Origin of the sequence: Azotobacter chroococcum (assembly GCF_002220155.1) — a bacterium.
Lineage (GTDB): Bacteria > Pseudomonadota > Gammaproteobacteria > Pseudomonadales > Pseudomonadaceae > Azotobacter > Azotobacter chroococcum.
This window is the reverse complement of sequence record NZ_CP011835.1, coordinates 2,982,322-2,996,915: the sequence shown is the minus strand read 5'-3', so window position 1 is coordinate 2,996,915 and position 14,594 is coordinate 2,982,322. Positions and strand designations below refer to the sequence as shown.

Genomic DNA, 14,594 nt, shown 5'->3' with positions numbered 1-14,594 from the left:
TTCGCTGTCGTTCGCTTGGGACGTCGTTTCGAGCGACCCTGGTCATCGCCAGAGCGTGAATGCAGCTTAGTCGGTCCGGTGGCGGTAGCGCTGGCTTGTGCTGACGGCTTGCGCGCCTTTACAGACTTAAGCGTTTGTTAAGGGTGGGGGAACAAGAATGCTCCCAATCCCCCCACCCGCCGAGGTCTGCAAGATGGAGCTGTCATGGGAACAGCACGAACCGCTGGCACTGATCGGGCGCCAGCGGTCGCTGAGTGTGCATCTGGTCAAGCCCAGCCCGGGCTCGGCCCGGCGCCACGCGCTGGAAGCCTTCATCCGCGCCCGCTTCGCCGACTACTACGCGGCGCACATCCATCATTTCATGCCCTGTCTGCTGGGTTTCGAGGACGAGGACGGCAAGGTGCAGGCGGCCGCCGGCCTGCGTCCTGCCAGTGGCATGGAGGGGCTGTTTCTCGAGCGCTATCTGGATGAGCCCATCGAGCGCGTCGTCAGCGCACGCACGGGCCTGCCGGTGGCGCGCCAGGACCTCGTCGAGGTGGGCAACTTCGCCGCCCAGGGGCCGGGCGGCGCACGCCTGCTGATCACCGCACTGACCGACCTGGTGGGCGCCCAGGGCTTTCGCTGGGTGGTCTTCACCGGCACGGCGATGCTGCTGAACAGCTTCCAGCGCCTGGGCCTGCCGCTGGTCGAGCTGGGTCCGGCGGACCCGGCCCGCATGGGCGCGGATCTGGCCGACTGGGGCCGCTACTACGACAGTCATCCCCAGGTCATGGCGGCGAACGTGGCCGAAACCCACAAGCGTCTGCAGGCCTCCGCCACCTATCAGCGCCTCGGCTATCGGCCGTTGTATCAGGAGATCGCCGATGTCGCCTGCGGTTGAGTCCTTCTGGCAAACCCTGGCGGCCCATGGCGAGCGGCCGGCGCTGCAGGAGGGCGAGCGGCGGCTGAGCTACCGCCAGCTGCTCGACGAGATCGAAATGCGGGCCGGCTATCTGCGCCGGATCGCTGCCCGGCGCCTGGCGCTGGAGCTGGACAACGGCATCGAATGGGCGCTCTGGGATCTGGCGGCGCTGCGCGCCGGCGTCGTCTGCATACCCCTGCCGGGCTTCTTCTCCGCCGACCAGCAGCGCCACGTGCTGGACAGCGCCGGCGTCGACACGCTGATCGCCGCCGATCCTTCCCGCCATGCGCCGCTGGGCTTCGAGTCGCTGGCCGAGGGGTTCTCGCAGCGTCGGCCGGCACAGGTCGCCGAGCTGCCGGCGGGAACCCTGAAGATCACCTACACCTCCGGCACCACCGGCCAGCCGAAAGGCGTCTGCCTCGACGCCGGAGCGCAGCTGCGCGTGGCCACCAGCATCTGGCAGGCCTGCGGGCCGAGCGGGATCGAGCGTCACCTGTGCGTGCTGCCGCTCGCGGTGCTGCTGGAGAACGTCGCCGGCCTCTATGCGCTGCTGCTCGGCGGCGCGCTGGTCGAGCTGGTGCCGCTGGCCCAGGTGGGCCTCGAGGGGGCCAGCCGCTTCGACCTGCCGCGCTTTCTCGGAACGCTGCAGCGCAGCCGTCCGAACAGCCTGATCCTCCTGCCGCAGCTGCTGCTGGCCTGGGTGACGGTTCTGGAAAGCGGCTCGCCGCTGCCCGACTCCCTGCGTTTCGTCGCGGTCGGCGGCGGTCGGGTCGCGCCGCAGCTGCTGGAGCGCGCCGAGGCCCTCGGCCTGCCGGTGTTCGAGGGCTACGGGCTGTCCGAGTGCGCCTCGGTGGTCTGCCTGAATACGCCCGGACAGCGCCGCATCGGCAGTGTCGGCCGGCCCCTGCCGCATCTGCAGGTGCGCCTGGCCGACGACGGCGAGGTGCTGGTCCGCGGCGCGCGGATGCTCGGCTACTTCGGCGAGCCGGCGCCGGCCGGCGACTGGCTGGGCACCGGCGATCTCGGCCACTTCGAGGGCGACTTCCTGGTCCTGCACGGGCGCAAGAAGCACCAGTTCGTCACCGCCTTCGGGCGCAACGTCAATCCGGAATGGGTCGAGGCCGAACTGGTGCAGCAGCTGCCGATCGCCCAGGCCTGGCTGCACGGCGAGGCGCAGCCCGCCAACGTGGCGGTGCTGCAGCCGCGCTCGGCCGGGATCGACGACGAGGCGCTGGCGCGGGCCGTGGCGCGGGTCAACGCCGGCCTGCCGGACTATGCCCGCGTCCATCACTGGCTGCGCGCCGAACAACCCTTCAGCGTCGCCAACGGCCTGGCCACCGCCAACGGCAGGCTGCGCCGGGCGGCGCTGTTCCAGCATTACCGGACGGCCATCGAGCGTGTGCTGGCCACCCCCATTCCCTGAGGAGACACCATGGATTTCCATACGAGGTTGCAAGAGCAGACCGCCGCCGAGCGCGAGTACCTGCTGGCGGCACCGCTCATCGGGCAGGCGCTGCAGGGCCGGCTCGGTCTGTCCAGCTACCTGGCGTTTCTCGGCCAGGCCTATCACCACGTCAAGCACACCGTGCCGCTCCTGATGGCCTGCGGCGCGCGCCTGCCCGAGCGCCTGGAATGGCTGCGCGAGGCGATCGCCGAGTACATCGAGGAGGAATACGGCCACCAGGAGTGGATCCTCAACGACATCCGCGCCTGTGGCGGCGATGCCGAGGCGGTGCACCGCGCCACGCCCAACCTGCCCACCGAGCTGATGGTCAGCTACGTCTACGACCGCATCGCCCGCGGCAACCCGGTGAGCTTCTTCGGCATGGTCCAGGTGCTCGAGGGCACCAGCGTCGCCGTCGCCACCCGCGCCGCCGGCTCTCTCCAGGAGTCACTGGGACTGCCGGCGCAGGCGTTCAGCTACCTGACCTCGCACGGCAGCCTCGACCTCGAGCACATCGAGCTCTTCAAGGGGCTGATGAATCAGCTGGATAATGAGGAGGACCAGGCCGCGGTGGTGCATACCGCGAAGGTGGTCTATCGCCTGTATGGCGACATGTTTCGCAGCCTGCCGTTGACGGCCTGAGGAGGGAGAAATGCAGTTGTCCGATTGTCGAGGATTGATCACCGGCGCCAGTGGCGGCATCGGCCAGGCGCTGGTCGTCCGGCTCTGCGAGGGCGGTGCCCGGCTGCTCCTGGCCGGCCGCCATCTCGAGCCCCTGCAGGCCCTGCAGCAGCGCTATCCGGCCCAGCTGGAAATCGTCCAGGCGGACATCGCCGAGGCCGAGGGGCGCCAGGCGGTGCTGGCCGCGGCCCGGCGCTTCGGCGGCCTGAACACGCTGATCAACGCCGCCGGGGTCAACCGCTTCAGCCTGCTGGAGGACCATGACGAGGAGGGCATCGCCGAGCTGATCGGGCTGAACGTCACCGCCACCCTGCAGCTCACCCATCGCCTGCTGCCCTTGCTGCGCCTGCAGGAGCGCGCCCTGGTGGTCAACGTCGGCTCGACCTTCGGCTCCCTCGGCTATCCCGGCTTCACGGCCTACTGCGCCAGCAAGTTCGCCGTGCGCGGCTTCTCCGAGGCTCTGCGCCGCGAACTCGCCGATACCCAGGTCAAGGTGCTCTACGTCGCGCCGCGGGCGACCCACACGGGCATGAACGCCGACAACGTGGTGGCGATGAACGACGAGCTGAAGGTGGCCATGGACGATCCGCAGACGGTGGCCGCGGCACTCGCCGAGGCGATCCTGCGCGAGCAGGAGGAACTCTACCTGGGCTGGCCGGAAAAGCTCTTCGTGCGCCTCAACAGCCTGTTGCCGCGGGTCGTCGACCAGGCCCTGCGCAAGCAGTTGCCGGTCATCCAGCGCTTTGCCCGCGGCAAGTCCTGAGCGAAGATCCCACCCTCACCGAACGAGGCACCCCATGAACACATCCCTCCTGCGCGCCCTGCTGCTGGGCGGCACGCTGGCCTTCAGTCTGCCCGGCTTCGCCCTCAGCGACGCCGGTACCCTGAGCCTGCGGCACCTGCAGAACCGCTGGGCCGAGATCAACTACCAGTTGCCCGAGGCACAGCGCGAGGTGGCCTTCGAGCGTCTCGCCGGCGAGGCCGAGGCAGCGCTCAAGAGCGAGCCGAACTCGGCCGAACTGCTGATCTGGCGCGGCATCGTCCTCAGCACCTGGGCCGGCGCCAGGGGCGGGCTGGGCGCGCTGGACCTGGCCAAGCAGGCCAGGGCGAGCTTCGAGCAGGCCCTGGCGATCGATCCCAAGGCCCTCGACGGCTCGGCCTACACCAGTCTCGGCACCCTCTACTACCAGGTGCCGGGCTGGCCGCTCGGCTTCGGCGACGACGAGCGCGCCGAGACGCTGCTCAAGCAGGCCCTGGGCCTGAACCCTGACGGCATCGACCCCAACTACTTCTATGCTGACTTCCTGTATCGCGAGAAGCGTTATCCCGAGGCGCTCGCGGCGCTGCAGAAGGCGCAGGCCGCACCGCCGCGCCCCGGCCGCGGCGTCGCCGATGCCGGTCGGCACAGGGAAGTCGAGGCGCTGCTCGGCAAGGTCCGCGCCGAGCTGAAATGAGCTGCGGGAGAGACGACCGGGACATGCGCATTCTGCTGGTGGAAGACGATGCGGCGCTGGGCGAGGGCATCCGCACCGCGCTCAAGCCCGAGGGCTACACGGTCGACTGGCTGCAGGACGGCGCCGCGGCGCTGCATGCGCTGGGCTGCGAGAGCTTCGACCTCTGCGTGCTCGATCTCGGCCTGCCGCGGCTGGACGGGCTGGAGCTGCTGCGGCGCCTGCGCGCCGCAGGCAATCCGCTGCCGGTGCTGGTGCTGACCGCGCGCGACGCGACCAGCGAGCGCATCGCCGGGCTGGATGCCGGTGCCGACGATTATCTGGTCAAGCCGTTCGACGTCGCCGAGCTGAAGGCGCGGCTGCGCGCGCTGCTGCGGCGCAGCTTCAATCGCCCGCAGCCGGTCCTGGAGCACCGCGGTATCTGCCTAGATCCGCAGAGCCAGGCGGTCAGCTACCAGGGGCGGGACATCGCCCTGGCGCGCAAGGAGTTCCTGCTGCTGCACGAGCTGCTGGCGCAGCCGGGCCGGGTGCTGACCCGCGACCGGCTGCAGCAGGCGCTCTACGGCTGGGGCGAGGAGGTGGAAAGCAACGCCCTGGAGGTGCATGTCCACCACCTGCGCCGCAAGTTCTTCCCCGAGCTGATCCGCACGGTGCGTGGCGTCGGCTACATGGTGGACAGGCCCTGATGCGCTCGATCCGTGCCCGCACCCTGTTCCTCGTCCTCGGTGTGCTGACCCTGTCCCTGTCGCTGATCTCCTACAAGAGCTACCGGGATGCCCAGCACGAGATCGAGGAACTGTTCGATGCGCAGCTGGCGCAGACCGCCCGGCTGCTCGCCGGACTGGTCGGTCGCGAAATGCTCGAGCGCGAGCGCGGGGAGCTGCAGGCCATGCTCGACGAGGCACTGGCGATGCAGACCCTGCCGGGCGGGCACGGGGCGCTGTCGCTGGGCCATCGCTACGAAGGCAAGCTGGCCTTCCAGGTGTTCGACGAGCGGGGCCAGCTGCTGCTGCATTCGGCGAGCGCCGCGCACACCCTGTTTTCCAGACTGCTGGCGGAGGTGCCGGCCGGCCTGGCCGACGAGCGGCTGATCGGCTATCACCTGCTGGAGCTAGAGCCGTTCCGCTGGCGGGTCTTCGCCCTCCACGACCGGGTCGACCGGCGCTGGATCCTGGTTGGCGAGCGCGAGGATGTGCGCGGCGAGCTGGCGGGCAAGATCGCCAAGCGCAGCCTGATGCCGGACCTGTTCGGCCTGCCGCTGCTGGCGCTGCTGGTCTGGCTGGCGATCGGCTGCGGGCTGCGTCCGCTCGAGCGGATGGTCGGGCTGATCAGGGCGCGCGATCCGAACAACCTGGCGCCGCTGCTGCTGGCGCCCCTGCCGCGGGAGCTGGAGCCGGTGATGGCGGCGCTCAACCGCCTGCTGCTGCAGCTCACCCAGCTGCTGGAGCGCGAGCGCCAGCTGCTCGCCGCCGCCGCCCACGAGCTGCGCACGCCGCTGGCGGTGCTGCGCATCCATGCACAGAACGCCCTCGAGGCGCCGGACCCGGTCGACCGCGACGAGGCGCTGCGCCAGCTGGGGCCGGGCGTCGAGCGGGCGACCCGGGTGGTCGGGCAACTGCTGGCGCTGGCCCGTCTGGAGCCGGCGGCGGTGCAGCCGAACATGGCCAGCCTCGACCTGGCCGCCTTCCTGCGCAACGAGCTGGCCGAGCTGACGCCGCTGGCGCTGGCCAGGGAGCAGGAGCTGACCCTGGAAACCTCCGGCGCGGGCGGCTACGAGCTGCGCGGCGATGCGCCCAGCCTGGCGATCCTGGTGCAGAACCTGGTCGCCAACGCCGTGCAGTACACCCCGGAGGGCGGCTGCATCCGGCTGCTGCTCGAAGCTGATGCGGACTGCCTGCGCCTGCGCGTGCAGGACAGCGGCCCGGGGATTGCGCCGGAACTGCGCGAGAAAGTGTTCGAGCGCTTCTTCCGCGCCGGCGCAGGGCAGGGCGCCGGGCTCGGGCTGTCCATCGTGCGCCGGGCGGTGGAGCTGCACGGCGGCGAGATCGTCCTAGACGAGTCGCCCCTCGGCGGGCTGGAGGTTTCCGTTCGCCTGCCCCGTTAGCTATGCTGCGCAGCTATGGCGGGCTGCCAGCCTCGCGTGATGAGCGGGTGCGGTGATTCTCCGGCGGCTTGCTAAGATCCACTTTGAATCCGAACAAGGAGATCGGTCATGTTCGCTCTGGATTCACGTTTGCAACAGGACACCCTGCCCATCGGCGACTTCCCGCTCTGCCGTCTGCTGCTGATGAAGGATGCCCGCTATCCCTGGTTTGTCCTGGTGCCGCGGCGGGAGGAGGTCGTCGAGCTGTTCCAGCTCGATGCCGAGGACCAGCGGACCCTCTGGCAGGAAACCTGCGAATTGGCGGAAACCCTCAAGGACACCTTCGGCGCCGACAAGATGAACGTGGCCGCTCTCGGCAACGTGGTTTCCCAGCTGCACATGCACGTCATCGTGCGCCGGCGCGACGACGACGCCTGGCCGGCGCCGGTGTGGGGGAAGCATCCGGCGCTGCCCTACACGGATGCGCAGATCGCCGCGATCCGCGACAAGCTGCGCCTGGTGCTGACCGGGGACTTTCGCTTCAGCGAGGATTGAACATGGACCTGGAAACGCGCATCAACGATCTGGAAACCCGCCTGGCCTTCCAGGACGACACCATTCAGGCGCTGAACGATGTGCTGGTCGCCCAGCAGCGGGTGGTCGAGCGGCTGCAGATGCAGCTGGAAGCGCTGGCCAAACGCCAGCAAGAGTTGGTCGACGAACTCGGCTCGGTGGACGACGACGAGGCGCCGCCACCGCACTATTGAGCAGGGCGCGCCAGCCTTGCCTCAGCGCCGGGGACGTGGTCTGGCGATCACGTCCTCGGCCTGCAGTCCCCGGTCGCGCCGGATCACGCTGAACTCCACCCGCTGGCCCTCGACCAGCACCCGGTGCCCCTCGCCGCGAATGGCGCGAAAGTGCACAAACACATCCTCTCCGGTATTGCGGGCGATGAAGCCGAAGCCCTTGGCGCTGTTGAACCACTTCACCGTGCCGATCTCGCGGTCGCTCCACTGCGGTTCGTCTTCCCCGTCGGCCTGGAACTGCTCCTGCTGCGGCGCGGCGCGCCCGCCCAGGTTGAGGCCCAGATGCAGCAGCACCCCGGCAGCCGCGCAGGACAGGCTGAACAGCACGGCCGGCTGCCCGCCGCTGGACTCCAGCGGCATCAGCAGGATCAGCGCCTGAATCGCCACGCTCGATATCAGCAGGGCCGAGACCAGCCGCTGCGCCGGGCGAGGGAAACGCTCGGCGCCGGGCGCGTGGAGCAGGTTGAGCAGGCCGAACAGGTTCAGGTAGAGGGCATTGGCCTGCTGCAGGAAGGGCAGGGCCTCGCTGTCGAAGGCGGGAACGAGCGATAGCGGCAGGGCCATGCTTCCTGTCGCGAGGTGAAGGATCTTCAGCATGTTCGATGACTCACGATAACGATGAAAAAGTCAGGACCGGTAAATACATAGACGATCGAGGGCTGGGTGTTGCCCGATCCGGCCGGGTGCCATTGCGAAAATACGCGCGCTGCGCGGCCGCCGATTATCGACTCGCCGGCGACCGCGTTTCATGCGCTGGGGCACAGTAGCCGTGCAGTCTCCGGCAATCTTTCGGGCGGCCGGGCGCGGGGCAGTCCGCATGGCTCTGGGTTAGAATGCAGGCAGAATCCTGCAGGAGCCTGCCATGTCGTCCTTTGAAGCAATGATCGAGAACATCACCCCGGAGATCTACCAGAGCCTCAAGCTGGCGGTGGAAATCGGCAAATGGCCGGATGGCCGCAAGCTGACCCAGGAACAGAAGGAGCTGAGCCTGCAGGCGATGATCGCCTGGGAGATCCGCAACCTGCCGGAAGAGGAGCGCACCGGCTACATGGGCGAGCAGAAGTGCAAGTCCAGCGGCGAGCCGATTCCCAACCTGCTGTTCAAGTCCTCGGACACCCTGCACTGATGGCCGAGCTCGCCCGCGGCGCACTGGACAAGATGGCGGCGCGCCTCGACGCCCCGGTGCAGTACGCCCTGCGTCTGGGCGAGGCACAGGTGCCGGTCAATCCGCTGATCGGCCAGCCGCTGCGCCTGGAGTACCTGGGCGCGATCCACTGCAGCCACTGCGGGCGCAGGACCGCCAAGAGCTTCGGCCAGGGCTACTGCTACCCCTGCTTCAGGAAGCTGCCGCAGTGCGACAGCTGCATCGTCAGCCCGGAGAAGTGCCACCATGCCCTCGGCACCTGCCGCGACCCGGCCTGGGGCGAGCGCTTCTGCATGACCGAGCACGTCGTCTACCTGGCCAACTCCTCCGGCGTCAAGGTCGGCATCACCCGGGCCAGCCAGGTGCCGACCCGCTGGCTCGACCAGGGCGCCTGCCAGGCGCTGCCGATCCTGCGCGTCGCCACCCGCCAGCAGTCCGGTCTGGTGGAGGACCTTCTGCGCAGCCAGGTCGCCGACCGCACCAACTGGCGCGCGCTGCTCAAGGGCGAGGCCGCGCCGGTCGATCTGCCGGCCGTCCGTGAGCAGCTCTTCGACAGTTGCCGGGAGGGCCTCGAAGCCCTGCAGGCGCGCTTCGGCCTGCAGGCGATCCAGCCGCTGAACGATGCCGAGCCGGTGGAGATCCGCTATCCGGTGGAGAGCTACCCCGGGAAGATCGTCAGCCTCGACCTGGACAAGACGCCGGTGGTGGAGGGAATCCTGCAGGGCATCAAGGGTCAGTACCTGATCTTCGACGTCGGGGTGATCAACATCCGCAAGTACACGGCCTACCAGCTGGCGGTCTCGGCCTGAGTCCGGCCAGTCTTTCATCCCCTCATCCCATCCCGCTGTCCCCCGGAGAGCGGATATCGACGGAGCCGAACGCGATGCGTACCGAACAGCCGAAAACCATCTACCTCAAGGACTATCAGGCGCCGGAGTACCTGATCGACGAGACCCACCTGAGCTTCGAGCTGCACGAGGACCGCACCCTGGTGCATGCGCGCCTGGCGATGCGCCGCAACCCGGCGCGCGGCGCCGGCCTGCCGCCGCTGGTGCTGGACGGCCAGCAGCTGGAGCTGCTGTCGGTGGTCCTCGACGACCGCGAGCTGGGCGCCCACGAGTACCAGGTGGACGACAGCCACCTGACCCTGCAGCCGCCGCAAGCCGAGTTCGTCGTCGAAACCCGCGTGTGCATCCACCCGGAAAGCAACACCGCGCTCGAGGGCCTCTACAAGTCCGGCAGGATGTTCTGCACCCAGTGCGAGGCCGAGGGCTTTCGCAAGATCACCTACTACCTCGATCGCCCGGACGTGATGAGCCGGTTCACCACCACGCTGAGCGCCGAGCAGCAGCGCTACCCGGTGCTGCTCTCCAACGGCAACCCGGTGGCCAGCGGCAGCGCGGACAACGGCCGGCACTGGGCGACCTGGGAAGATCCCTTCAGGAAGCCGGCCTACCTGTTCGCCCTGGTCGCCGGCGACCTCTGGTGCGTGGAGGATGAGTTCACCACCATGAGCGGCCGCAATGTGGCCCTGCGCATCTATGTCGAGCCGGAGAACATCGACAAGTGCCAACACGCCATGGACAGCCTCAAGCGCTCCATGCGCTGGGACGAGGAGGCCTACGGTCGCGAGTACGACCTGGACATCTTCATGATCGTCGCGGTCAACGACTTCAACATGGGCGCCATGGAGAACAAGGGGCTCAACATCTTCAACTCCAGCGCCGTGCTGGCCAAGGCCGAGACCGCCACCGACGCAGCCCACCAGCGGGTCGAGGCGATCGTCGCCCACGAGTACTTCCACAACTGGTCGGGCAACCGGGTGACCTGCCGCGACTGGTTCCAGCTGTCGCTCAAGGAAGGCTTCACCGTGTTCCGCGACGCCGGTTTTTCCGCCGACATGAACTCCGCCACGGTCAAGCGCATCGAGGACGTCGCCTACCTGCGCACCCACCAGTTCGCCGAGGACGCCGGCCCCATGGCCCACTCGGTGCGCCCGGACTCCTACATGGAGATCTCCAACTTCTATACCCTGACCGTCTACGAGAAGGGTTCCGAAGTGGTCGGCATGCTGCGCACCCTGCTCGGCGCCGAGGGCTTCCGCCAGGGCAGCGACCTGTACTTCCAGCGCCATGACGGCCAAGCGGTGACCTGCGACGACTTCATCAAGGCCATGGAGGACGCCAACGGCGTCGACCTGACCCAGTTCAAGCGCTGGTACGGCCAGGCCGGCACGCCGCGCCTGGAGGTCGCCGAGCAGTACGATGCGAAGGCCGGAACCTGCACCCTGACCTTCCGCCAGAGCTGCCCGCCGACCCCCGGCCAGGCGCACAAGGAGCCCCTGGTGATTCCCGTGGCGCTGGCGCTGCTCGACGGCCAGGGCCGCGAACTGCCGTTGCGCCTGGCCGGCGAGAGCGAGGCGGCCGGCACCAGCCGGGTGCTGGCGGTGAACGCCGCCGAGCAGTCGTTCACCTTCGAAGGCATTCCCGAGCAGCCGCTGCCGTCGCTGCTGCGTGGCTTCTCCGCGCCGGTCAAACTGGTCTATCCGTACAGCCGCGACCAGCTGATGTTCCTCATGCAGCACGACTCCGACGGCTTCAACCGCTGGGAGGCCGGCCAGCAGCTCGCCGTGCAGGTGCTGCAGGAGCTGGTCGGCCAGCACCAGCGCGGCGAATCCCTGGTGCTCGACCGACGCCTGCTCGTGGCGCTGAAGAGCGTGCTGGAGAACCAGAGCCTGGACCAGGCGATGGTCGCCGAAATGCTCTCCCTGCCGGGTGAGGCCTATCTCATCGAGATCAGCGCGGTGGCCGACGTCGTGGCCATCCATGCGGCCCGCGAGTTCGCCCGCCGCGAGATCGCCAGCGCCCTGTACGAGCCGCTCTGGCAGCGCTACCAGGCCAACCGCGAGCTGTCGCGGCAGAGTCCCTACGTCGCCTCGGCCGAACATTTCGCCCGCCGTGCCCTGCAGAACATCGCGCTGTCCTACCTGATGCTCAGCGAAAGGCCCGAAGTGCTGGCGGCCTGCCAGGACCAGTACCAGGCGACCGACAACATGACCGAGCGCCTCGCCGCCCTGGCGGTGCTGGTCAACTCGCCGTTCGAGGCCGAGAAGACCGAGGCGCTGGTGCTGTTCGCCGACTACTTCCAGGACGATCCGCTGGTCATGGACCAGTGGTTCGGCGTGCAGGCCGGCTGCCCGCTGCCCGGCGGTCTGGAGCGCGTGCAGGCGCTGATGGAGCACCCGGCGTTCACCCTGAAGAACCCCAACAAGGTGCGCGCGCTGATCGGCGCCTTCGCCAACCAGAACCACGTCAACTTCCACCGCGCCGACGGCCAGGGTTACCGCTTCCTCGCCGACCAGGTGATCATGCTCAATGCCCTCAACCCGCAGATCGCCGCCCGTCAGCTGGCGCCGCTGACCCGCTGGCGCAAGTACGACGCGTCGCGCCAGGCGCTGATGAAGGCCGAGCTGGAGCGCATCCTCGCCTCCGGCGAGCTGTCCGGCGACGTCTACGAAGTGGTCAGCAAGAGCCTGGTCTAGGGCCTGCGGCCCTGCCTTTCCCGGGAGCGGAAGGGCAGGGCCGAAGCGCTGCGCTTTGCAGGCGAACGTCGGCGAATTTCTTCCATTCGACTTTCGTACGGCCCCGACTTTCGTCGGGAAGCCAAATTGTCGCAAATGCATAAGACTCGGGCTCGTCGTCAACCTGACTCCGAGAAGCTCCCATGTATTCAGATCGTATTCGCCTGCCCTCCCTTCTGGAAAAAATCATGAGCGCCGACGAAGCCGCAGCGCTGATCCAGGACGGCATGACCGTCGGCATGAGCGGTTTCACCCGCGCCGGCGAAGCCAAGGCAGTGCCCCTGGCGCTGGCCAAGCTGGCCACCAGCTCGCCGCGCAAGATCTCTCTGGTCACCGGCGCCAGCCTGGGCAACGATCTGGACAAGAAGCTGACCGAAGCCGGCGCGCTGGCCCGCCGCATGCCGTTCCAGGTGGACAACACCCTGCGCAAGGCGATCAACGAAGGCAAGGTGCTGTTCGTCGACCAGCACCTGTCGGAAACCGTCGAGCAGATGCGCTCCAAGCAGATCAAGGCTCCGGACATCGCGGTGATCGAGGCCGTCGCCATCACCGAGGAAGGCCACATCGTGCCGACCACCTCCGTGGGCAACTCCGCCAGCTTTGTCGCCGAGGCCAAGCAGGTGATCGTCGAGATCAACCTGGCCCACAACCTGAACCTCGAAGGTCTGCACGACATCTACATTCCGGCTGCCCGTCCGGGCCGCGGTCCGGTCCCGCTGATCAATGTCGACGACCGCATCGGCACCAAGGCCATCCCGGTCGATCCGGCCAAGATTGCTGCCGTCGTGATCTGCGACACCCCGGACTCGCCGTCCACCGTCACCCCGCCGGACGACGAGACCCAGGCCATCGCCGACCACCTGATCGCCTTCCTGGAGCGCGAAGTGGCCGCCGGTCGCCTGACCAAGAGCCTGCTGCCGCTGCAGGCCGGTATCGGCTCCATCGCCAACGCCGTGATGTGCGGCCTGCTGAAGTCCGACTTCAGCGGCCTGACCATGTACTCCGAAGTGCTGCAGGACTCCACCTTCGAGCTGATCGACGCCGGCAAGATGGACTTCGCTTCGGGCTGCTCCATGACCCTCTCCGAAGAGTGCGGCAAGCGCGTGTTCGGCAACATGGAGAAGTACAAGGACAAGCTGGTGCTGCGTCCGCAGGAAATCTCCAACCTGCCGGAAATCGCCCGCCGCCTCGGCATCATCGGCGTCAACACCGCGCTGGAATTCGACATCTACGGCAACGTGAACTCCACCCACGTTGGCGGCACCAAGATGATGAACGGCATCGGTGGTTCCGGCGACTTCGCCCGTAACGCCCACACCTCGATCTTCGTCACCAAGTCCATCGCCAAGGGCGGCGCGATCTCCAGCGTGGTGCCGATGGTCGGTCACGTCGACCATTGCGAACACGACGTGGACGTCGTGGTGACCGAGCAGGGCCTAGCCGACCTGCGTGGCCTGGCGCCGCGCGAGCGCGCCCGTGCCATCATCGACAACTGCGTGCACCCGGACTACCGCGCCGCGCTGAACGACTACTTCGAGCGCGCCTGCGCCAAGGGCGGTCAGACCCCGCACATCCTGCGCGAAGCCCTGGAGTGGCACATCAACCTGGAAGAGCGCGGCAGCATGCTGGCCAAAGGCTAACGCCTGACACTCGCTCGACCCTGAAAACCGCGGCCTCCGAGCCGCGGTTTTCTTTTTGCTGGAGAGTGCCAGGGCATCGATCGGGGACCGGGCCTGGATGGGGACAGCTCAGAGGGTGGAGCGAATCCCGGCCGGGCAAATATCCGGCTTGCGAAACTCCCACTGCAGGCAGCCATCCTCTTCGAGAGCCGGTTCCGCCATCTCGCCCTCCAACGGCGAAAGCCGAATGATGAAGTCTACGTATGAGCCTCCTTCTTCGGGCTCGTCGGCCATCCACCCCGGTGGCGTCTCGTCCGGGTGCGTACGCCACCAGTATTCGAGCGGTTTCTCCGGCTGTATGCCGGGGTGGGGGCCGAACATCCGCGGCTCGGTGATCGTTCCCCAGCCCCCCGAGAGATCGCCTGGCGGATAGCCATGGATCTCGACCAGGTAAGCACCGGGCGGCACGGTGATGTACGCGCCCAGCCAGTACGAGCCGTTGGCTTCGGCCGGCACCATGGTCGCGAACTCTGCCTGGAAATCGGGCGTGAGCACGCCGGAGACCAGGATCTCTCCACAGGGAACGTCGAGCTTCCAGATGGCGCGCGAGGTCCACGCGCTGGCTTCCTGCTCGCTCAGGTCGCCGAGGATGAAGCGCACCACGTACCCATCGTCCTGGTACAGGGCCAGGGGCATCATGGCGCCCCGGCGGACGAGCTCTTCGGTCGTGACCTCCCGATGCCCTCCCATCCATACCTGTCCCAGTTCGGCTGCAGAGAGGCCGCCCAGGCTTCTGGGGGCGACCCAGAGCAAGCATCCCGCCTCTTCGATGCAGAAATCGAGATGTTTGCGTGTCATGTCCATCTTCACCCGTCGCCGCTCGTC

The 14,594-nt window shown here is 68.0% G+C and carries 15 protein-coding genes; 13 read left to right on the top strand and 2 right to left on the bottom strand.

Annotation, left to right across the window (positions count from 1 at the left end; genetic code table 11):
* Window positions 1–193 precede the first annotated feature (193 nt).
* The 9 genes from ACG10_RS13795 (at window position 194) to ACG10_RS13755 (ending at window position 7,327) form a co-directional block, all read left to right on the top strand.
* Window positions 194–880: a thermostable hemolysin gene (locus ACG10_RS13795; RefSeq protein ID WP_039803131.1), complete on the top strand. Its 687-nt coding sequence runs from the start codon at window positions 194–196 to the stop codon at window positions 878–880.
* Window positions 864–2,324, top strand: coding sequence for an AMP-binding protein (locus ACG10_RS13790; protein ID WP_089168654.1), 1,461 nt, complete (start codon window positions 864–866; stop codon window positions 2,322–2,324). The genes ACG10_RS13795 and ACG10_RS13790 overlap by 17 nt, the downstream gene beginning before the upstream one ends.
* Before the next feature lie 9 nt (window positions 2,325–2,333).
* Window positions 2,334–2,987 carry a TenA family transcriptional regulator gene (locus ACG10_RS13785; RefSeq protein ID WP_089168653.1) on the top strand — a complete coding sequence of 218 codons (654 nt, stop codon included), beginning with the start codon at window positions 2,334–2,336 and terminating at the stop codon, window positions 2,985–2,987.
* Between the two features lie 10 nt (window positions 2,988–2,997).
* Complete coding sequence (locus ACG10_RS13780) at window positions 2,998–3,789, top strand: SDR family oxidoreductase (protein WP_039803138.1); 792 nt, start codon at window positions 2,998–3,000, stop codon at window positions 3,787–3,789.
* A 34-nt stretch (window positions 3,790–3,823) separates the two neighbouring features.
* Entirely contained in the window at window positions 3,824–4,480 is a 657-nt protein-coding gene (locus ACG10_RS13775) for a tetratricopeptide repeat protein (RefSeq protein ID WP_089168652.1), read from the top strand.
* Window positions 4,481–4,503: 23 nt separating this feature from the next.
* Window positions 4,504–5,163 carry a response regulator gene (locus tag ACG10_RS13770; RefSeq protein ID WP_089168651.1) on the top strand — a complete coding sequence of 220 codons (660 nt, stop codon included), beginning with the start codon at window positions 4,504–4,506 and terminating at the stop codon, window positions 5,161–5,163.
* Window positions 5,163–6,581 (top strand): ATP-binding protein, encoded by a 1,419-nt coding sequence (locus tag ACG10_RS13765; RefSeq protein WP_089168650.1) that lies wholly within the window; start codon window positions 5,163–5,165, stop codon window positions 6,579–6,581. Before ACG10_RS13770 ends, ACG10_RS13765 begins: the two co-directional genes overlap by 1 nt.
* 108 nt (window positions 6,582–6,689) lie before the next feature.
* Window positions 6,690–7,115: an HIT family protein gene (locus ACG10_RS13760; protein ID WP_039803144.1), complete on the top strand. Its 426-nt coding sequence runs from the start codon at window positions 6,690–6,692 to the stop codon at window positions 7,113–7,115.
* Window positions 7,112–7,327: a SlyX family protein gene (locus tag ACG10_RS13755; RefSeq protein ID WP_169531523.1), complete on the top strand. Its 216-nt coding sequence runs from the start codon at window positions 7,112–7,114 to the stop codon at window positions 7,325–7,327. The genes ACG10_RS13760 and ACG10_RS13755 overlap by 4 nt, the downstream gene beginning before the upstream one ends.
* Before the next feature lie 21 nt (window positions 7,328–7,348).
* Here the strand turns inward: ACG10_RS13755 and ACG10_RS24760 are convergent, their stop codons facing one another.
* On the bottom strand, window positions 7,349–7,963 hold the full coding sequence (locus ACG10_RS24760) for a cold-shock protein (RefSeq protein ID WP_089168649.1): 615 nt from the start codon (window positions 7,961–7,963) through the stop codon (window positions 7,349–7,351).
* Between the two features lie 265 nt (window positions 7,964–8,228).
* Here ACG10_RS24760 and ACG10_RS13745 point away from each other — a divergent pair, with 265 nt between their 5' ends.
* The 4 genes from ACG10_RS13745 to ACG10_RS13730 all read left to right on the top strand — a co-directional run bounded on the left by ACG10_RS13745 (window position 8,229) and on the right by ACG10_RS13730 (window position 13,730).
* The gene (locus tag ACG10_RS13745) at window positions 8,229–8,492 is read left to right on the top strand and encodes a YeaC family protein (protein WP_039803150.1); all 264 of its coding nucleotides are present in this window, start codon (window positions 8,229–8,231) and stop codon (window positions 8,490–8,492) included.
* Complete coding sequence (locus tag ACG10_RS13740; RefSeq protein WP_089168648.1) at window positions 8,492–9,319, top strand: DUF2797 domain-containing protein; 828 nt, start codon at window positions 8,492–8,494, stop codon at window positions 9,317–9,319. Before ACG10_RS13745 ends, ACG10_RS13740 begins: the two co-directional genes overlap by 1 nt.
* 74 nt (window positions 9,320–9,393) lie before the next feature.
* Entirely contained in the window at window positions 9,394–12,051 is a 2,658-nt protein-coding gene (gene pepN, locus ACG10_RS13735; RefSeq protein ID WP_089168647.1) for an aminopeptidase N, read from the top strand.
* 182 nt (window positions 12,052–12,233) lie between these two features.
* Entirely contained in the window at window positions 12,234–13,730 is a 1,497-nt protein-coding gene (locus ACG10_RS13730; RefSeq protein ID WP_039803157.1) for an acetyl-CoA hydrolase/transferase family protein, read from the top strand.
* 108 nt (window positions 13,731–13,838) lie between these two features.
* Here the strand turns inward: ACG10_RS13730 and ACG10_RS13725 are convergent, their stop codons facing one another.
* Complete coding sequence (locus ACG10_RS13725) at window positions 13,839–14,579, bottom strand: hypothetical protein (RefSeq protein ID WP_089168646.1); 741 nt, start codon at window positions 14,577–14,579, stop codon at window positions 13,839–13,841.
* Window positions 14,580–14,594: the final 15 nt, after the last annotated feature.

Coding starts and splice junctions, on each gene's coding strand:
- ACG10_RS13765 (WP_089168650.1), top strand. CDS start 5,163: ATGCGCTCGATCCGTGCCCGCACCCTGTTCCTCGTCCTCGGTGTGCTG.
- ACG10_RS13770 (WP_089168651.1), top strand. CDS start 4,504: ATGCGCATTCTGCTGGTGGAAGACGATGCGGCGCTGGGCGAGGGCATC.
- ACG10_RS13775 (WP_089168652.1), top strand. CDS start 3,824: ATGAACACATCCCTCCTGCGCGCCCTGCTGCTGGGCGGCACGCTGGCC.
- ACG10_RS13780 (WP_039803138.1), top strand. CDS start 2,998: ATGCAGTTGTCCGATTGTCGAGGATTGATCACCGGCGCCAGTGGCGGC.
- ACG10_RS13745 (WP_039803150.1), top strand. CDS start 8,229: ATGTCGTCCTTTGAAGCAATGATCGAGAACATCACCCCGGAGATCTAC.
- ACG10_RS13740 (WP_089168648.1), top strand. CDS start 8,492: ATGGCCGAGCTCGCCCGCGGCGCACTGGACAAGATGGCGGCGCGCCTC.
- ACG10_RS13785 (WP_089168653.1), top strand. CDS start 2,334: ATGGATTTCCATACGAGGTTGCAAGAGCAGACCGCCGCCGAGCGCGAG.
- ACG10_RS13795 (WP_039803131.1), top strand. CDS start 194: ATGGAGCTGTCATGGGAACAGCACGAACCGCTGGCACTGATCGGGCGC.
- pepN (WP_089168647.1), top strand. CDS start 9,394: ATGCGTACCGAACAGCCGAAAACCATCTACCTCAAGGACTATCAGGCG.
- ACG10_RS24760 (WP_089168649.1), bottom strand. CDS start 7,963: ATGCTGAAGATCCTTCACCTCGCGACAGGAAGCATGGCCCTGCCGCTA.
- ACG10_RS13790 (WP_089168654.1), top strand. CDS start 864: ATGTCGCCTGCGGTTGAGTCCTTCTGGCAAACCCTGGCGGCCCATGGC.
- ACG10_RS13760 (WP_039803144.1), top strand. CDS start 6,690: ATGTTCGCTCTGGATTCACGTTTGCAACAGGACACCCTGCCCATCGGC.
- ACG10_RS13730 (WP_039803157.1), top strand. CDS start 12,234: ATGTATTCAGATCGTATTCGCCTGCCCTCCCTTCTGGAAAAAATCATG.